Genomic DNA, 15540 nt, shown 5'->3' on the forward strand with positions numbered 1-15540 from the left:
CGATGTGCGGAATCGCCGGAGAGCTGCGCCTGGACGGGACCCTGCCCGACCTGGGCCGGATGGACGCCATGCTCGCCCGCCTGGAGCGGCGCGGGCCCGATCACGTCGGGAGCTGGTCCGACGGGCCGCTGATGTTCGGCCACCGGCGGCTGTCCATCATCGACCTCTCCGCCCGCGCCCACCAGCCCATGGTGGACGCCGGCCTGGGGCTCGCCCTGGTCTTCAACGGCGCCATCTACAACTACCGCGACCTGCGCCACGAGCTGGCCGGCCGCGGCTACCAATTCTTCACCGAGGGCGACTCCGAGGTCATCCTCAAGGCCTACGCCGAGTGGGGGGAGCGCTGCCCGGAGCGGCTGGACGGGATGTTCGCCTTCGCCATCCGCGAGCTGGGCACCGGCCGGCTCTTCCTGGCGCGGGACCGCATGGGCATCAAGCCCCTCTACCACGCCGACGGCGACGGCTTCTTCCGCTTCGCCTCCAATACCCAGGCGCTGCTGGCCGGCGGCGGTATCGATACCCGCCCGGACCCGGTGGCCCTGCACCACCAGTTCACCCTCCACGGCGTGGTGCCGGCCCCGCGCACCGTAATGAGCGGCGTGCGCAAGCTGCCGCCGGCCACCAGCCTCACCATCGGGCCGGACGGCGAGCGCCGCGAGCGCACCTACTGGCGCCTGCGCGACCGCCCGCGGCTGGAATTCGGCAGCGAGGCGGAGGCGGTGGAGGCGACCCACGAGGCGCTGCGCGCGGCGGTGGCCCGGCGGCGGACGGTGGCCGACGTCCCGGTGGGGGTCCTGCTCTCCGGCGGCCTGGACTCCAGCCTGCTGGTGGGGCTCCTCCACGAGGCCGGGGAGGAGGACCTGCGCACCTTCTCCATCGGTTTCGAGGACGTGGGCGAGGAGGCCGGCTCGGAGTTCGAGTACTCCGACGCCGTGGCCGAGCGCTTCGGCACCCGCCACCGCCGCATCCACATCCCCAACGAGGAGGTCCTGCCGCGCCTGCCGGAGGCGGTGGACGCCATGTCCGAGCCCATGTTCGGCCAGGATGCGGTGGCCTTCTATCTCCTGGCCGAGCGGGTGAGCCGGGAGGTGAAGGTGGTCCTCTCCGGCCAGGGGGCGGACGAGGTCTTCGGCGGCTACTTCTGGTATCCGCAGATCGCCGGGGACACCGAGGGCACGGCCGCCGACCGGCTGGCGCGCTACTACTTCGACCGCGAGCACGATGAGTATCTGACCATGGTGGCCGAGGGGCTGGGCGGCCCCGACCACACCCGCGCCTGGGTGGAGCGGGAGCTGGCGGAGACCGGCGAGGACGACCCGGTAGCCGCCGTGCTCGCCCTGGATGCCACCCGGCTGGTGGTGGACGACCCCGTCAAGCGGGTGGACAACATGACCATGGCCTGGGGGCTGGAGGCGCGCGTCCCCTTCCTGGACCACCGGCTGGTGGAGACCGCCGCCGAGCTGCCGGCGGAGCTGCGCCTGCGCGGGGACGGCGGCAAGTATCCGCTCAAGGCCATGGCCCGGGGGCTGGTGCCGGACTCGGTCATCGACCGGCCCAAGGGCTACTTCCCCATGCCGGCGCTGAAGTACGTGCGCGGCGGCTTCCTGGAGTACATGCGCGACACCCTCAACAGCGCCGCCGCCTACCGGCGCGGGGTCTTCCGGCGGGACTACATCGACATGCTGCTGGATGCGCCGGAGTCCCACCACACCCGGATCCAGGGCTCCAAGCTCTGGCACGCCGCGCTCTTCGAGGCCTGGTTCCAGCGGCACGTGGATGGGGGCTAAGTCGGTGCTCACTGTCCCGGGGCCCTGGTATTCCGACAAGTGGTCGTTGATGGGCCATCGACGGAAGGCGATTCGAGCAGCCGGGTGGGGTGGGATGGCTCGGCAGGAGCCTCGGCGGCATGGATGCAGCCGTGGAGGCTACAGGGACGTATGTACGCCGTCTCCTGCCGAGCCATCCCACCCTAGCCGGCGCCCATCCGATTGGCGCCCAGGGCAATCCCTAGCGCGGTACTTGGTATTTGCGTCCCGGTGCCCTATCCTGTGCCGCGACGATCGCCGGCCGGCGATACAACCGGAAACGCAATGCGAGCGAGGTAACCGATGGAAGCACTGGACCGGATCAAGGAGCAGGTGGAGACCCACCCCGTCATCATCTACATGAAGGGCACCCCCAAGCTGCCGCAGTGCGGCTTCTCCATGCGGGCGGCCCAGGCCCTGCAGTCCACCGGCCAGGAGTTCGCCTACGTGAACATCCTCGAGGACCCGGAGATCATGCAGGCCCTGCCGCAGTTCGCGGACTGGCCGACCTTCCCCCAGATCTACATCAACGGCGAACTCATCGGCGGCTGCGACATCACCGTGGAGATGGCCGGCAATGGTGAGCTGACCCAGATGGTGGAGCAGGCGGTGTCTGCCAACCAGTAGCCGGAGTTGCAGTCGAGGGCAGAGGTCCTGGATCGGGGGTCAGGTGTTCCACCGACCCCCGATTTTTTGACGGCCGTTTAGAACTGGTCTAAATTGGACCCGTAACCATTAATGCCTTTCCAACCGAGAAACGCCAACAGGGGAGTTGCCATGAAGCGTATTACCTCCATCCTCGTCGCCGGGGCCCTCGGCGGCTTCGCCGGGGTCGCCGCCGCCCAGCAGTGGCCGGCCATGCCCGAGGAGCCGCCGACGCCGGAGGACAATCCGACCACCGAGGCCAAGGTGGAACTGGGCAAGAAGCTCTACTTCGACCCGCGGATCTCCTCCACCGGCACGGTCTCCTGCAACACCTGCCATAACGTCATGGAGGGGGGCGACGACGGCCGTCGGACCTCCATGGGCGTCCACGGCGAGACCGGCCCGCGCAATGCACCCACGGTCTGGAACGCCGCCTTCCTGTCGGTCCAGTTCTGGGACGGCCGCGCCGATACCCTCGAGGACCAGGCCGCCGGCCCCATCGTCAATCCGGTGGAGATGGGCATGCCGGACCACGCCTTCACCGCCGAGCGGATTGGCGGCATCGAGGGCTACCGCGAGGAGTTCAAGGAGGTCTTCGGTAGCGAAGAGGTCAACATTGAGCGCATGACCAAGGCCATCGGCGCCTATGAGCGGACCCTGCTGACCCCCGACACGCCGTACAACAACTACGTGAACGGCGACGAGGATGCCATGACCGACAAGCAGCTGCGCGGCATGGAGACCTTCAAGGAGGTCGGCTGCACCAGCTGCCACAGCGGCCCGGCCTTCGCCGGCCCGCAGATGCCGCTGGGCACCGGGTTCTTCCAGAAGTTCCCGACCTTCGAGGACAACCAGTACGTCGAAAAGTACGACCTCATGGAAGACACCGGCCGCCACGCGGCCACCGGCAACGAGAGCCACAAGCACATGTGGCGCGTGCCGACCCTCTACAACGTCGAGCTCACCGCCCCCTACTTCCATAACGGTGCGGTGAACAGCCTCGACGAGGCCGTCCGGCTCATGGGCAAGACCCAGCTCAACAAGGAGCTGAGCGACCAGCAGGTGGAGGACATCGTGGCCTTCATGGGTGCGCTCACCGCCAACAGCTTCCCCGACCAGGAGCTGCCGCGGGTGCCCTCCATGTCCGGCAAGAGCTCGGTCCTCGAGTACCGGCCGTAAGGCTTGCGGGGGCGGTCTGACCGCCCCCTCTACTGAGCCTCGCTATGGCGCCCGCCCATTCCGGATGGGGGGCGCCTTTTTGTGCCTGCGGGCCCTTCAGTCCTTCCCTTCGCCGGGCATGGGGCTGGGCTGCCCGGCGGCCTCGTGGCCGTGGGCGACGAAGGCATCCACGGCCGTTCCGTGGGCCTGGATGAGACGGACGACCCAGAGGTCGTCGCTGGTCTCCTCCACGCGAACGCCGTCCTCCAGGAGTTCGATGGCCATCCGCAGCTGCTGGCGGTGGGCGAAGATCTCGACGTAGAGGGGGTCCCACCGCCGCAGGGCGAAGCCCTCCTCCAGCCGCTGGTGCATGGCGGGGACGTGGTCGTGGAGCAGCGCCACCACCTCCGGGTCGGCCGAGGTGGTCAGCGTGCGGATGCCGTTGTCGAGGACCTCGCGCTGGCGCTGGATGGCGTCGTGGCGCTCCAGCAGCCGATGGAAGACGGATTGATCGTGGCGGTGGCGGGCGCGCCTCTCCGGATCCAGGCCGTGGCCGCCCCTGCCTCTGGGACCGGGGGTCATGGGTATTCTCCGTGTGGGTGGTGAGCCGGCCCGTACCCGCGGCGCGAGGCCGGTTACGGATCAGGTGCGGGCGTCATCCACGACACGCAAGGACCCTGCCACCAGCCCGGTGGCCGGCCCGGTGGCCGGCTGGGCGGCGACGGGGCTGTCGGTGGTGGCAGCCGGTCCCGGCCGGTGTGCAGGGTGGGGCAGCTCCGCGGGAACCCGGGTGGGGCGCTACTCCCCGCCGGGGATGCCGATGAAGTGGTCCCAGGTGTTCACGATGGTGGCGAACAGCGCCGCGGTGCGTTCGGCGTCGTAGGCGGCGGAGTGGGCGCGCTCGTCGTCCCACTCCAGGCCGGCGCGCTCCATGGCCCGGGCCAGGACGGTATGGCCGTAGGCCAGGCCCGCCAGGGTGGCGGTATCGAAGCTGGAGAAGGGGTGGAAGGGATTGCGCTTGAAGCCGGTGCGGTTCACCGCCGCATTCAGGAAGGCGTGGTCGAAGGCCGCATTGTGGCCCACCAGGATGGCGCGCTTGCAGTCGTGGTCGGCCACCGCCCGGCGTACCGGGTTCAGCACCTCCGTTAGCGCCTCGGCCTCGGGCAGGGCGCCGCGTAGCGGGTCGGCCGGGTCGATGCCGGTGAACTTCAGGGCCGACTCCTCCAGGTTGGCGCCGGGGAAGGGCTCCACCGCCGCCTCGTGGACGGCACCCGGGTGCCACCCCCCCTCACCGGGGACCACGGGGACCGCGGCCAGCTCCAGCAGGGCATCGCCCTGGGGGTTGAAGCCGGCGGTCTCCACGTCCACCACGACGGGGAGGTAGCCACGGAAGCGGGTGGTCGGATCCATCACCTAGACGAAGAGGCGGTAGAGCTGGAGGGCGACCAGGGCCAGCAGGACCGCCAGCGGCGCGTTGTACTCGGTATTGCGGCGCCACTGGGCTGCGTCCCAGCCGCCCCGGGCGATCCGGCCGGCCCGGTCGATGCGGGGCAGGAGTCGGGGAGTGGAATCGCGGTAGCCGGGCCACGCCTCCGGGAAGCGGTGGGCCATCTTGGCCTCCTCGCTGGCGATGGTGGGGAGGTAGGTGATTACCATGACCGCCACCAGTGCCCCGGCTACTACCGGGTCGCGGATGACCAGCATCAGCCCCAGGGCGATGAGGCTGGAGCCCAGGTAGAGCGGGTGGCGGGCCAGGGCGTAGATGCCGTCGGTGGCCAGCTCTTGGTTCTTGTGCAGATAGCCGGCGGCCAGGCCGCGAACCAGAACGCCGAGCACGGCCAGGGCGATGCCCGCCAGGCTGAGCGCCGAGGTCAGCGGCGGCACTTCGATGCGCTGCCAGACGAAGCTGTAGAGCACCACGGCCACGATGAACAACCGCGCAGTGGGTACCCGCGCGCTCTTCCAGAATTGCCGGTCCAGCATGGTTCGCCCCAGGGTTGGTAAAACGCGTATTCTAGCAGCCCTCCGGCGCCCGGAAAGGCCACCCGGAAGGTCTCCTCAAAGGTGAACCCATGATCCGCAGCCTCCTGGCCGTTGTCCTGCTCCTGCTCCCCGCCCTCGCGGCGGCGCGGCCGGGGCTTTTCTACACCGTGACGGATCCCGCCGGGGAACCGGCCGCGTGGGTCTACGCCACCCTCCCCTCAAGCGATCCGCGGATCCGGCGTCTGCCGTCCCCCGTGGAGCGTGCCCTGGACCGCGCCGACGGCCTGGTCGTGGGCGTGCGACCGGACGCGGCGGCCCGCCGCGAGGTGGCGGACGCGAGCCAGCTGCCCCCGGGCGAGGATCTGCGGGACCCGCTGGGGCTCTCGCTCTTTGCCCGGGCCCACCGCGCCCTGGAGGGGAGCGGCCTCTCCCGGGAGGAGCTGGCGCGCCTGCAACCCTGGGCGGTGGCCCTCGCCCTGGCCACGCCGACGGGGCTCGACCCGGCGGGACCGGTCCTCCCCCTGATCCAGCGCGCCCGGCGGACCGGCCTGCCCATCCACGGCCTGGAGAGCGCTTCCGAGCATATCGCGGCCCTGGCGGGGCTGAGCCTGCCGGACAAGGTCGGCCTCATCGCCCATCTGACCGAGTTCCGGCCCCGGCTGGGGCGCTGGCAGGCCCGCCAGGAGGCGGCCTGGCTGGAGCAGGACCCCGGCGCGGTGGCCCGCCGCTTCGTCGAGCTCGTGGAGGGGGCCGACGAGGAGGTCTCCGCGGCCTTTCGCCAGGCGGTGATCGTCCAGCGCGGGCAGCGCATGGCCGCGCGGCTGGAGCGCCGACTGGCCGAGGGCCAGCGGCCCCTGGTGGCGCTCCATGCCCTGCACGTCCCCCGGATCCTGGAGCGCCTGGAGGCGGCCGGCTACCGGGTGAGCCGAGCCGACTGAGCGCCACCGCCCGAGGTGCTTCAGTCGCTCATGCCGGCCACTCGCCACGCCAGGGTCTCCCCCGCCCGCAGGGGGACGATGGTCTCCTCCCCGGCGGGGTAGGCGGTCGGTGCCGTCCACGGCTCCCGGACCAGCTCCACCGTCTCCCGGTTCCGGGGCAGGCGGTAGAAGTCGGCCCCGAATCCCCCCACGAAGTCCCCCAGGCGCTCCAGGGCGCCGGCGGCCTCGAAGGCCTCGGCGTAGAGCGGCAGGGCCTGGGGCGCGGAGTAGATCCCGGCGCAGCCACAGGCGCTCTCCTTGGCCCCGCGCGGATGCGGGGCGCTGTCGGTGCCGGCGAAGAACTTCGGCGAGCCGGAGGTGGCGGCGGCCACCACCGCCTGGCGGTGCTCCTCGCGCTTGAGGATGGGCAGGCAGTAGCGGTGGGGCCGGATCCCGCCCACCAGCAGGTCGTTGCGGTTGTGGAGCAGGTGCTGGGGCGTGATGGTGGCGGCCACCCCGTCGTCGGCGTCCCGCACCCATTCCGCCGCCTGGCGGGTGGTGATGTGCTCCAGCACGATGCGCAGCGCCGGTACCCGCGTCCGCAGCGGGGTGAGCACGCGCTCGATGAAGACCGCCTCGCGGTCGAAGATGTCCACCGCCGGGTCGGTGACCTCGCCGTGGATGAGCAGCGGCAGGCCGCGTTCGGCCATGCGCTCCAGGGTCGGCGTCAGGGTGGCCAGGTCGGTCACGCCGGCATCGGAGTGGGTGGTCGCCCCCGCCGGGTAGAGCTTCACGGCGAAGACCAGGCCGCTGTCCACGGCGCGGTCGATCTCGGCCGGCTCGGTGTTGTCGGTGAGGTAGAGGGTCATCAGCGGCTGGAAGTCGCTGCCCGCCGGCAGGGCGGCCCGGATCCGCTCCCGGTACTCCGCCGCCAGGGCGGTGGTGGTCACCGGTGGCTGGAGGTTGGGCATGATGATGGCCCGGGCGAAGGTGGCGGCGCTGTGGCCGGCCACCGCCTCCAGGATGGCGCCGTCCCGCAGGTGGAGGTGCCAGTCGTCGGGGCGGGGCAGGGTCAGGCGTTGCGGGTTTGTCTCCATGGTCCCTCCTATACCGGCGCCTGATCGGGGTCGTGGCCGGTGAGCCCCGCCGGGTCCAGCAGCCGGCGCAGCTCCGCCTCTTCCAGGTCGGTCTCCTCGCGGGCGATCTCCAGCACCGAACGGCCCTCCGCCTGCGCCCGCTTGGCGATGAGTGCCCCCTTCTCGTAGCCGATGACCGGGTTGAGCGCGGTGACCAGGACGGGATTGCGCGCCAGCGCCTGCTGCAGGTTCTGCCGGTTCACGTGGAAGCCGGCCACGGCCTTGTCGGCCAGGGCGTTGCTGGCGCCGGCGAGCAGGGTCGCCGATTCCACCAGGTTGCGGCCGATGAGCGGCAGCATGACGTTGAGCTGGAAGTTCCCCGACTGGACAGCGGTGGTCACGGCGGCGTCGTTGCCGATGACCTGGGCGCAGACCTGTGCGGCGGCCTCCGGGATCACCGGGTTCACCTTGCCGGGCATGATGGAGGAGCCGGGCTGCAGCGCCGGCAGGGTGATCTCGGCCAGCCCGGCCAGGGGGCCGGAGTTCATCCAGCGCAGGTCGTTGGCGATCTTCATCAGGCCGGCGGCCGCCGCCTTCATCTGGCCACTGACCTCGGCGGCGACATCCGGGGCGCTGATCCCCACGAAGGGGTGGTCCTGGGCGGTGAAGTCGTGGCCGGTCTCCGCGCTCAGGGCGGCGGCGGTGCGGGCGCCGAAGCCGGCCGGGGCATTCACGCCGGTGCCTACCGCGGTACCGCCCAGGGGGAGGTCGGCCAGGCGCGGGGCCGACTCGGCCAGGCGCTGGCGCGCGGTCTCCATCTGCCGCGCCCAGGTGGTGATCTCCTGGCCCAGGGTCACCGGCATGGCGTCCATGAGGTGGGTGCGGCCGGTCTTGACCGTGTCGTCCAGCTCCGCGGCGCGCGCCTCCAGGGCGGCGGCCAGGTGGGCCAGGGCCGGGTCCAGCACCCCGGTAACGGTGAGCGCCGCCGCCACCTGGACGGCGGAGGGGAAGACGTCGTTGGAGGACTGGCCGACGTTGACGTGGTCATTGGGATGGATGGTCAGGCCGCTGGCCTCGCTGGCGACCCGGGCGATGACCTCGTTGGCGTTCATGTTGGAGCTGGTGCCGGAGCCGGTCTGGAAGACATCCACCGGGAAGTGGTCGTCGAACTCGCCGGCGGCCACGCGCCGGGCGGCGGCGATGATGGCCTCGGCTCGCGGGGTATCCAGCGTGCCCAGCTCGGCGGCGGCAGTGGCGCAGGCCGCCTTGATATGGCCCAGGGCGTGGATGAGGGCCGGCGGCAGCGGCTGGCCGCTGATGGGGAAGTTCTCCACTGCCCGCTGGGTGGAGGCGCCCCAGAGCGCCCGGGCGGGGACCGCGACCTCGCCCATGCTGTCGTGTTCGATGCGGTAGCCGTCGTCGCTCGCCATCTTTGCCTCCCTCGTTTACTGGTGACCATTCTACGTGGCGGGAGTATCCGCGGGGAGGGCCCGGGCGGGTGTGACGGGTTTCGATAAGAGCGGAAGAGGTTGGCGGCCCTGTCGGGGAGAGGTAGGGGGTGCACGGGGCCTCGGCGGCCATGGATGGCCGCCGTGGAGCGCCAGGGATGGTCCTCGCGTCCCCGTGCACCCCCTACCTCTCCTCGACAGGGCCCCTCAAAATCAGAACGGAGGTAACGCGAACCCGTTCTCGCCGGAAAAGGTATACCGCCGGGATTTCTTGACCTTGGTGGTGAAAATGCCGATGATCCGCGGCTTGCATCTTCCCGGGGTCAGGTCTGCGATGGCCGTGCATGTCCCGGGTTCCGGTTTGCCAGAATGAGGGTGCCTTCATGGACACCGCGGACAAGAAACGCCTGCTGCGCTCCATGCTCCTGGCGCGGCGCTTCGAGGAGCGCTGCTACGAGGCCTACGTGGAGCGGCGCATCGGAGGATTCCTCCATCTCTACCCCGGGCAGGAGGCCTGCGCCCACGGCGTGATGGAGGCCGCCCGGCCGGGCCATGACTACGTCATCACCGGCTATCGCGACCACGTGCACGCCATCCTTGCCGGCGCCGACCCCAAGAAGGTCATGGCGGAGCTCTTCGGCAAGGAGGGTGGCTCCAGCAAGGGTCGCGGCGGTTCCATGCACATCTTCGACGTGGAGAACCGCTTCATGGGCGGGTATGCCCTGGTGGGCGGACCCTTCCCCCTGGCCGCCGGCATGGCCAAGACCCTCAAGCTCAAGGGCGGCGACGAGATCGCCATCTGCTTCCTGGGTGATGCCGCCAACAACCAGGGCACCTTCCACGAGTCCATGAACATGGCCGCCCTGTGGGACCTGCCGGTGCTCTACGTCTGCGAGAACAACCTCTACGGCATCGGCACCCGCATCGACCGCTCCACCGCCGTCACCGACCAGTACCAGCGGGTCTGCGGCTACGGCATCGAGGCCGACCAGGTGGACGGCCAGGATGTGGAGACGGTCCACGAGGCCGCCCATAAGGCCGTGGAGCATGTCCGTAGCGGCAAGGGCCCCTACTTCCTGGAGCTGCTCACCTACCGCTACCGCGGCCACTCCATGTCCGACTCCAACGCCTATCGCGAGAAGGAAGAGGAGCGCCGCTGGAGCACCCGGGACCCGATCATCACCCTGCGGGACCGCCTCATCGAGGCGGGTGAGCTCACCGAGGACGACTACAAGGCCATGGACACCGAGATCCTGGATTACCTGGAGAACGAGGTGGTGCCCTACGCCGAGCAGTCGCCGGAGCCGGACCCGGCGGAGGTGGAGCGCTACACGCTCGCCGAGAACGACCCGTACGTGAAGGGAGGGGCCCGCTGATGAGCGAGATGATGATGTGGGACGCGCTGCGCCGCGCCCATGACGAAGAGATGAGCCGCGATCCCCTGGTCTTCTGCATGGGCGAGGACGTGGGCGTGATGGGCGGGACCTACAAGGCCACCCAGGGGCTCTACGACAAGTACGGCGCCGACCGGGTCATCGATACCCCGATCTCCGAGAACGGTTATACCGGGCTGGGCATCGGCGCGTCCTTCATCGGCGCCCGGCCCATCATCGAGATCATGTCGGTGAACTTTGCCTGGCTGGCCATGGACCAGATGTTCAACTCCGCCGCCAAGGTGCGCTACATGTCCGGCGGGCAGCTCACCGCCCCCTGCGTCATCCGCTCCCCGGGTGGCGTGGCCCACCAGCTCGCCGGGCAGCACTCGGCGCGCATGGAGAAGGTCTTCATGGGCATCGCCGGGATGCGGGTGGTCACCCCCTCCAATCCGCGCCAGGCCTACGGTCTGCTGAAGTCGGCGGTGCGCTGTGACGACCCCGTCTTCATGAACGAGCACGAGCTCATGTACAACCTCAAGGGCGAGGTCCCGGACGACGAGTCCTTCACCCCCCTGGAGGGCTCCGAGGTGGCGCGCCAGGGTCGCGACGTGACCCTGTTCGGCTACAACATCTCCGTCCACTGGGCCCTGGAGGCCGCCGAGGTCCTCTCCCGCGAGGACGGCATCGAGGCGGAGGTGGTCGACCTCTACGCCCTCTCCCCGCTGGACCGCCAGGGGATCCGCGAGTCCGTCTCGCGGACCCACAAGGCGGTGGTGGTGGAGGAGGCCGAGCCCGCCTGTGGCGTGGGTTCCGAGGTGGCCGCCGTGATCAACGAGGAGTGCTTCTTCGAGCTCGACGGCCCGCCCCGGCGCGTATCGGCGAAGAACGTCCCCATGCCCTACAGCCGCACCCTGGAGAAGGCGGTGGTGCCGGGCGCCAAGGACGTGGTGACCGCCGTCCGCCAGCTCTTCGGCAGGGGCTGAGCGCGACCCCTCGGGCACGGGGCCGCGTGCCCCGGTAACGGCCGCCGTCCGGCGGCCCTCGGAACCTCCAACGTAGCGGGACTAGCCATGGCCGAACCCTATACCGTGAAGATGCCCCAGCTCTCGGACACCATGACCGAGGGCACCGTGGTCAGCTGGGAGAAGAATGTCGGGGATCCCATCACCCGCGGCGACGTGGTCGCCACGGTGGAGACCGACAAGGCGATCATGGATGTGGAGGTCTTCCGCGAGGGCTACCTCTCCGGCCCCGTTGCACCGGTGGACGCCACCGTCGCCGTGGGCGAGGCCATCGCCTACATCGTTGCCAGCGAGGACGAGGTGGCCGGGGCCGATGCCGAGGCGCCGGCGGTTGGCGAGGCCGCTCCGGAGCCGGCGGCCGATCCGGCCCCGGCCGCCCCGGCCGATGCCTCCCACACCATCAAGATGCCCCAGCTCTCGGACACCATGACCGAGGGCACCGTGGTCAGCTGGGAGAAGGAGCTGGGCGAGCCCATCGAGCGCGGGACCGTGGTCGCCACGGTGGAGACCGACAAGGCGATCATGGACGTGGAGATCTTCCGCGAGGGCTACCTCTCCGGTCCGCGCGCCGAGGTGGATTCGGTCATCCCGGTGGGTGAGCCCCTGGCCTTCCTGGTGGATTCGGCCGACCAGGTGGTCTACGAGGGGGTCGCCGTCTCCGGCGGTGGTGCCTCGGCCGGGGGCAGCGAGGCCCATGGCGGCGGCGATACCCGGCCTGCCGCCACCGCCGCCCCGGCGGCACCGGCTGGCGGGGAGGGGGATGTCACCCCGGCCCCGCGCCCCGAGAACAAGCACGCCACGCCCTACGCCCGAAAGATCGCCGCCTCCCAGGGTGTGAACCTGAACAACCTCAAGGGCAGCGGCCCGGACGGCGTCATTACCGCCGAGGACGTGCGCAATGCCCAGCCGGTGGCCCGGCCCACCGAGACCGCCGAGCAGGTGCCGGCCCACGTCATGCCGGAGATCCAGGTCCCCGGCGACGGCCGCAACATGACGGCCATGGAGAAGGCGGTGAGCCACTCCATGACCGCCTCGCTCACCATGCCCACCTTCGAGGTCACCCTCCGCGCCAGGCCGGAGGCCCTGATCAAGGCGGCCAAGGCCCACGGCGTCTCCGTGACCGTGGCCATCGCCAAGGCGTGTGCCCTGGCCATGCAGAAGCACCCGGCCATGAACTGGGCCTACCAGCCGGTGGACAAGCTGGTGGAGCGCGACCAGGTGGATATCGGCATGGCCGTCTCCGCCGATGGTGGCGGCCTGGTGGTCCCGGTGCTGCGCGGCTGCGAGTCGCGCTCCCTGGAGGAGCTCAACGAGTCCTGGGGCGACCTGGTGAACCGCGCCCGCAAGCGCCGGCTGGCGCCGGAGGAGTACGCCAACCCGACCTTCATGGTCTCCAACATGGGCATGCTCGGGGTGGAATCCTTCACCGCCATCCCCACCCCGGGGACCGCCGGGATCCTGGCCATCGCCGCCGCCGGCGACGAGGGCATGCCGCTGACCATCACCGCCGACCACCGCGTCATCAACGGCGCCCAGGTGGCGGAGTACCTCGGCGAACTCAAGGGCATCATCGAGAACCCCACGGAGTGGATGGGCCCCACCGGCCCCGCCATCCCCGAGGGGGACTGGGACTACGACGTCGTGGTCATCGGCGGCGGTCCCGGGGGCGAGGACTGCGCCCGGGACCTGGCCGGCCACGGCCTCAAGGTCGCCATGGTCAACGACGCCCCCTACCCGGGCGGCGAGTGCCTGTGGCGCGGCTGCATCCCCTCCAAGGCATGGCGCGCGGCGGCGGACCGCATGCGCGACCGGGCCCACGACGGCCTGCTGGGCATTCGCGGTACCGATAACGCCAGCCTGGACTGGGAGCAGCTGGAGTCCCACCGCCGTCACGTCCTGGAGGAGCGCGGCGGCATGGCGCTCAAGACCGACAAGGGCGTGAAGATCGATGTCATCCAGGGGCTGGCCAGCTTCGAGACCGACCACCGGGTCTTCATCGACACCTCCGGCAACAGCGCCGACCCGCACAACCGCGCCCCGGCCGGCGATGCCTCCGATGGCCGCACGGTTACCTTCGGCGCGGCCGTTATCGCCACCGGCGCCCCGCCCTTCGTGCCGCCCATCCCGGGCGCCCACGAGGGGCTGGAGTCCGGCGGCGTGCGTACCTCCGACACCGTCTGGTCCCTGCCCGAGCCGCCCAAGCGCCTCGGCGTGGTCGGTGGCGGCGCCATCGGCATGGAGATGGCGCAGATCTTCGCCGACTTCGGCGCCGAGGTGACCCTGCTGGAGGGCCAGGACCGGGTCCTGGCCGAGGTGGAGGCCGAGGTGGCCAAGCAGATTACCGCCGCCCTCAACGAGGAGCCCAACCTCACCCTGCAGACCTCGGTGAAGGTGACCGGGATCCAGGGCGAGCCCGGCAACATGACCCTGACCTGGGCCGACGCCGAGGGCAACGAGTCCTCCATGGCCTGTGACTACGTCATCCTGGCCACCGGCAAGCGGCCCGACCTGGAGCCGCTGGCGCTGGACAATGCCGGCGTGCAGGTGGAGGAGGGCGTCATCAAGGCCGATGCCCGCTGCCGCACCAGCGCCGACCACATCTTCGCCGTGGGCGATGTCATCGGCGGCCTCATGCTCGCCCACACGGCCGGCCAGCAGGGCCGCGTGGCGGCGCACAACCTGGTCGGCGAGGATGCCCGCTACGACCAGGCCATGGACTCCGGGGTGATCTTCACCCGGCCGGAGGCCGGCTTCGTCGGCCTCTCGGCGGAGCAGGCCAAGGCCGCCGGTATCGATGCGGTGGAGGTGAAGACCCCCATCAACATCGACGCCAAGGCGATGATCACCGGCGAGGAGGTCGGCCTCATCAAGCTGGTGGCGGACAAGGCGACCCACCGGGTCGTCGGCGTCCACCTGCTGGCCGACCACACCGACACCCTCATCGGCGAGGCGGTGATGATGGTCAGCGGCCGCATGACGCTGGAACAGGTGGCCGAGGCCATCCATCCCCACCCGACCCAGACCGAGCTCTTCGGCGAGCTGGCCCGACGGCTGCTCTCCCGGCTGCGGCGGTCCAAGAAGAAGGGCAAGTAGGGGAGCCCGCCGGCGACGGCGGGGTTCCCCTCAAGTTCGCTGGCAGTCGGCCGCTAATCAGACCGGAAGGGTCACCGGTGCGGCCCGGGTAGCGTCTATGCGTCTGATTGCCACAACTCTGCTGGGGCTGCTGTTCAGTCTTGCCACCACGGCCTCTGCCGAGGGGGTGCGGGACTTCCGTGCCTCCCTCCACGACGCGCGCTGGTCGGTGAGCGGGGATCGCATGGCCTGCCGGCTCACCCAGCGGATCCCCGACTTCGGTCGCGCCGTCTTTACCGCCGGGGCGGGCAATCGCATCCACCTGACCTTCGAGATGGACCGGGAACCCTCCCCCCGGGCCGTCCGTGCCCGCCTGCAGGTCGTTGCGCCGCCCTGGCGCAGCGAGCGCGACCGGCGCCTGGAGCGGACGACCGTGCGGGCCGACGATCGCACCCTGGTGGTCTTCTCCGGTGAATCGGCCCGGCGAGCGCTGCACGCCCTGGAGGAGGGGCTCTTCCCGACCCTGAGCTACGCCGCCGTTAGTGGCCGGACCCGCGTTTCGGTCTCGGCGGTGAACCTCGCCTCGCGGCTGGAGGAGTTCCATACCTGCACCGCCTCCCTCCATCCGGACTCCTACGAGGACGTCGAGAACCTGCAGGTCTTCTTCGGCTCCGACGAACACCGCCTGGATGCCGACGCGCGGGCCACGCTGGACCGTCTGCTGGCCTACTGGGAGGTCGACCCCACCGCCGAATTCGCCGTCCTGGGTGGCTACTCCGACTCCGTGGGCGATGCCGACTACAACGAGGAGCTGGCCCAGCTCCGTGTGGATGCTGTCCACGAGTACCTGGTGGAGAACGGCTTCCCCGACGAGCGGATCGTCGACCTGGTCTGGGGTGAGACCGGCCCGGATGCCGGGACGGATTCACAGCGCCGTGAGACCGGACCCCGCGTGGAGGTCCAGGGCCCCCGGGCGCGGGCACAGGATCGGCGGGTGGAGATTAAGCTGCGCCGGGAAGAGTAGTCCCGTCGCCCGGC

Annotated in this window: 13 protein-coding genes; 8 read left to right on the top strand and 5 right to left on the bottom strand. The window is 70.5% G+C overall.

Annotated elements, in window-relative coordinates:
• Window positions 1-2 precede the first annotated feature (2 nt).
• The 3 genes from BM272_RS05090 (at window position 3) to BM272_RS05100 (ending at window position 3629) form a co-directional block, all read left to right on the top strand.
• Entirely contained in the window at window positions 3-1787 is a 1785-nt protein-coding gene (locus tag BM272_RS05090) for an N-acetylglutaminylglutamine amidotransferase (protein WP_093427675.1), read from the top strand.
• 321 nt (window positions 1788-2108) lie between these two features.
• A complete protein-coding gene (gene grxD / locus BM272_RS05095; protein ID WP_093427676.1) occupies window positions 2109-2432 on the top strand; it encodes a Grx4 family monothiol glutaredoxin in 324 nt (107 codons plus the stop codon).
• A gap of 150 nt (window positions 2433-2582) precedes the next feature.
• Window positions 2583-3629 (top strand): cytochrome-c peroxidase, encoded by a 1047-nt coding sequence (locus BM272_RS05100; RefSeq protein ID WP_093427677.1) that lies wholly within the window; start codon window positions 2583-2585, stop codon window positions 3627-3629.
• 96 nt (window positions 3630-3725) lie between these two features.
• On the opposite strand, the gene BM272_RS05105 is transcribed toward BM272_RS05100, so the two are convergent.
• The 3 genes from BM272_RS05105 to BM272_RS05115 all read right to left on the bottom strand — a co-directional run bounded on the left by BM272_RS05105 (window position 3726) and on the right by BM272_RS05115 (window position 5591).
• Window positions 3726-4190 carry a hypothetical protein gene (locus BM272_RS05105; protein WP_240308025.1) on the bottom strand — a complete coding sequence of 155 codons (465 nt, stop codon included), beginning with the start codon at window positions 4188-4190 and terminating at the stop codon, window positions 3726-3728.
• Between the two features lie 216 nt (window positions 4191-4406).
• A complete protein-coding gene (gene rnt / locus BM272_RS05110) occupies window positions 4407-5018 on the bottom strand; it encodes a ribonuclease T (RefSeq protein WP_093427678.1) in 612 nt (203 codons plus the stop codon).
• Between the two features lie 3 nt (window positions 5019-5021).
• A complete protein-coding gene (locus BM272_RS05115; RefSeq protein WP_093427679.1) occupies window positions 5022-5591 on the bottom strand; it encodes a methyltransferase family protein in 570 nt (189 codons plus the stop codon).
• 89 nt (window positions 5592-5680) lie between these two features.
• Here BM272_RS05115 and BM272_RS05120 point away from each other — a divergent pair, with 89 nt between their 5' ends.
• On the top strand, window positions 5681-6529 hold the full coding sequence (locus BM272_RS05120; protein ID WP_093427680.1) for a TraB/GumN family protein: 849 nt from the start codon (window positions 5681-5683) through the stop codon (window positions 6527-6529).
• Window positions 6530-6549: 20 nt separating this feature from the next.
• Here BM272_RS05120 and pyrC read toward each other — a convergent pair whose 3' ends face one another.
• Window positions 6550-7605, bottom strand: coding sequence for a dihydroorotase (gene pyrC / locus BM272_RS05125; RefSeq protein ID WP_093427681.1), 1056 nt, complete (start codon window positions 7603-7605; stop codon window positions 6550-6552).
• A gap of 8 nt (window positions 7606-7613) precedes the next feature.
• The gene (locus BM272_RS05130) at window positions 7614-9014 is read right to left on the bottom strand and encodes a class II fumarate hydratase (RefSeq protein ID WP_093427682.1); all 1401 of its coding nucleotides are present in this window, start codon (window positions 9012-9014) and stop codon (window positions 7614-7616) included.
• Between the two features lie 401 nt (window positions 9015-9415).
• On the opposite strand from BM272_RS05130, the gene pdhA reads away from it, so the two are divergent.
• The 4 genes from pdhA (at window position 9416) to BM272_RS05150 (ending at window position 15526) form a co-directional block, all read left to right on the top strand.
• Window positions 9416-10408: a pyruvate dehydrogenase (acetyl-transferring) E1 component subunit alpha gene (pdhA, locus tag BM272_RS05135; protein ID WP_093427683.1), complete on the top strand. Its 993-nt coding sequence runs from the start codon at window positions 9416-9418 to the stop codon at window positions 10406-10408.
• Window positions 10408-11391: an alpha-ketoacid dehydrogenase subunit beta gene (locus BM272_RS05140; RefSeq protein WP_093427684.1), complete on the top strand. Its 984-nt coding sequence runs from the start codon at window positions 10408-10410 to the stop codon at window positions 11389-11391. Before pdhA ends, BM272_RS05140 begins: the two co-directional genes overlap by 1 nt.
• Window positions 11392-11478: 87 nt before the next feature.
• Window positions 11479-14523, top strand: coding sequence for an FAD-dependent oxidoreductase (locus tag BM272_RS05145; protein WP_093427685.1), 3045 nt, complete (start codon window positions 11479-11481; stop codon window positions 14521-14523).
• 97 nt (window positions 14524-14620) lie between these two features.
• Window positions 14621-15526 (top strand): OmpA family protein, encoded by a 906-nt coding sequence (locus BM272_RS05150; protein ID WP_093427686.1) that lies wholly within the window; start codon window positions 14621-14623, stop codon window positions 15524-15526.
• The last annotated feature ends 14 nt before the right edge of the window (window positions 15527-15540 follow it).

Origin of the sequence: Thiohalospira halophila DSM 15071, from assembly GCF_900112605.1 — a bacterium.
GTDB lineage: Bacteria > Pseudomonadota > Gammaproteobacteria > Thiohalospirales > Thiohalospiraceae > Thiohalospira > Thiohalospira halophila.

What these genes read in the sequence shown, in the direction of transcription:
- pyrC (WP_093427681.1), bottom strand. Translation starts at nt 7,605, where the DNA reads ATGGAGACAAACCCGCAACGCCTGACCCTGCCCCGCCCCGACGACTGG.
- BM272_RS05120 (WP_093427680.1), top strand. Translation starts at nt 5,681, where the DNA reads ATGATCCGCAGCCTCCTGGCCGTTGTCCTGCTCCTGCTCCCCGCCCTC.
- rnt (WP_093427678.1), bottom strand. Translation starts at nt 5,018, where the DNA reads ATGGATCCGACCACCCGCTTCCGTGGCTACCTCCCCGTCGTGGTGGAC.
- BM272_RS05105 (WP_240308025.1), bottom strand. Translation starts at nt 4,190, where the DNA reads ATGACCCCCGGTCCCAGAGGCAGGGGCGGCCACGGCCTGGATCCGGAG.
- BM272_RS05145 (WP_093427685.1), top strand. Translation starts at nt 11,479, where the DNA reads ATGGCCGAACCCTATACCGTGAAGATGCCCCAGCTCTCGGACACCATG.
- BM272_RS05140 (WP_093427684.1), top strand. Translation starts at nt 10,408, where the DNA reads ATGAGCGAGATGATGATGTGGGACGCGCTGCGCCGCGCCCATGACGAA.
- BM272_RS05115 (WP_093427679.1), bottom strand. Translation starts at nt 5,591, where the DNA reads ATGCTGGACCGGCAATTCTGGAAGAGCGCGCGGGTACCCACTGCGCGG.
- grxD (WP_093427676.1), top strand. Translation starts at nt 2,109, where the DNA reads ATGGAAGCACTGGACCGGATCAAGGAGCAGGTGGAGACCCACCCCGTC.
- BM272_RS05130 (WP_093427682.1), bottom strand. Translation starts at nt 9,014, where the DNA reads ATGGCGAGCGACGACGGCTACCGCATCGAACACGACAGCATGGGCGAG.
- pdhA (WP_093427683.1), top strand. Translation starts at nt 9,416, where the DNA reads ATGGACACCGCGGACAAGAAACGCCTGCTGCGCTCCATGCTCCTGGCG.
- BM272_RS05100 (WP_093427677.1), top strand. Translation starts at nt 2,583, where the DNA reads ATGAAGCGTATTACCTCCATCCTCGTCGCCGGGGCCCTCGGCGGCTTC.
- BM272_RS05150 (WP_093427686.1), top strand. Translation starts at nt 14,621, where the DNA reads ATGCGTCTGATTGCCACAACTCTGCTGGGGCTGCTGTTCAGTCTTGCC.
- BM272_RS05090 (WP_093427675.1), top strand. Translation starts at nt 3, where the DNA reads ATGTGCGGAATCGCCGGAGAGCTGCGCCTGGACGGGACCCTGCCCGAC.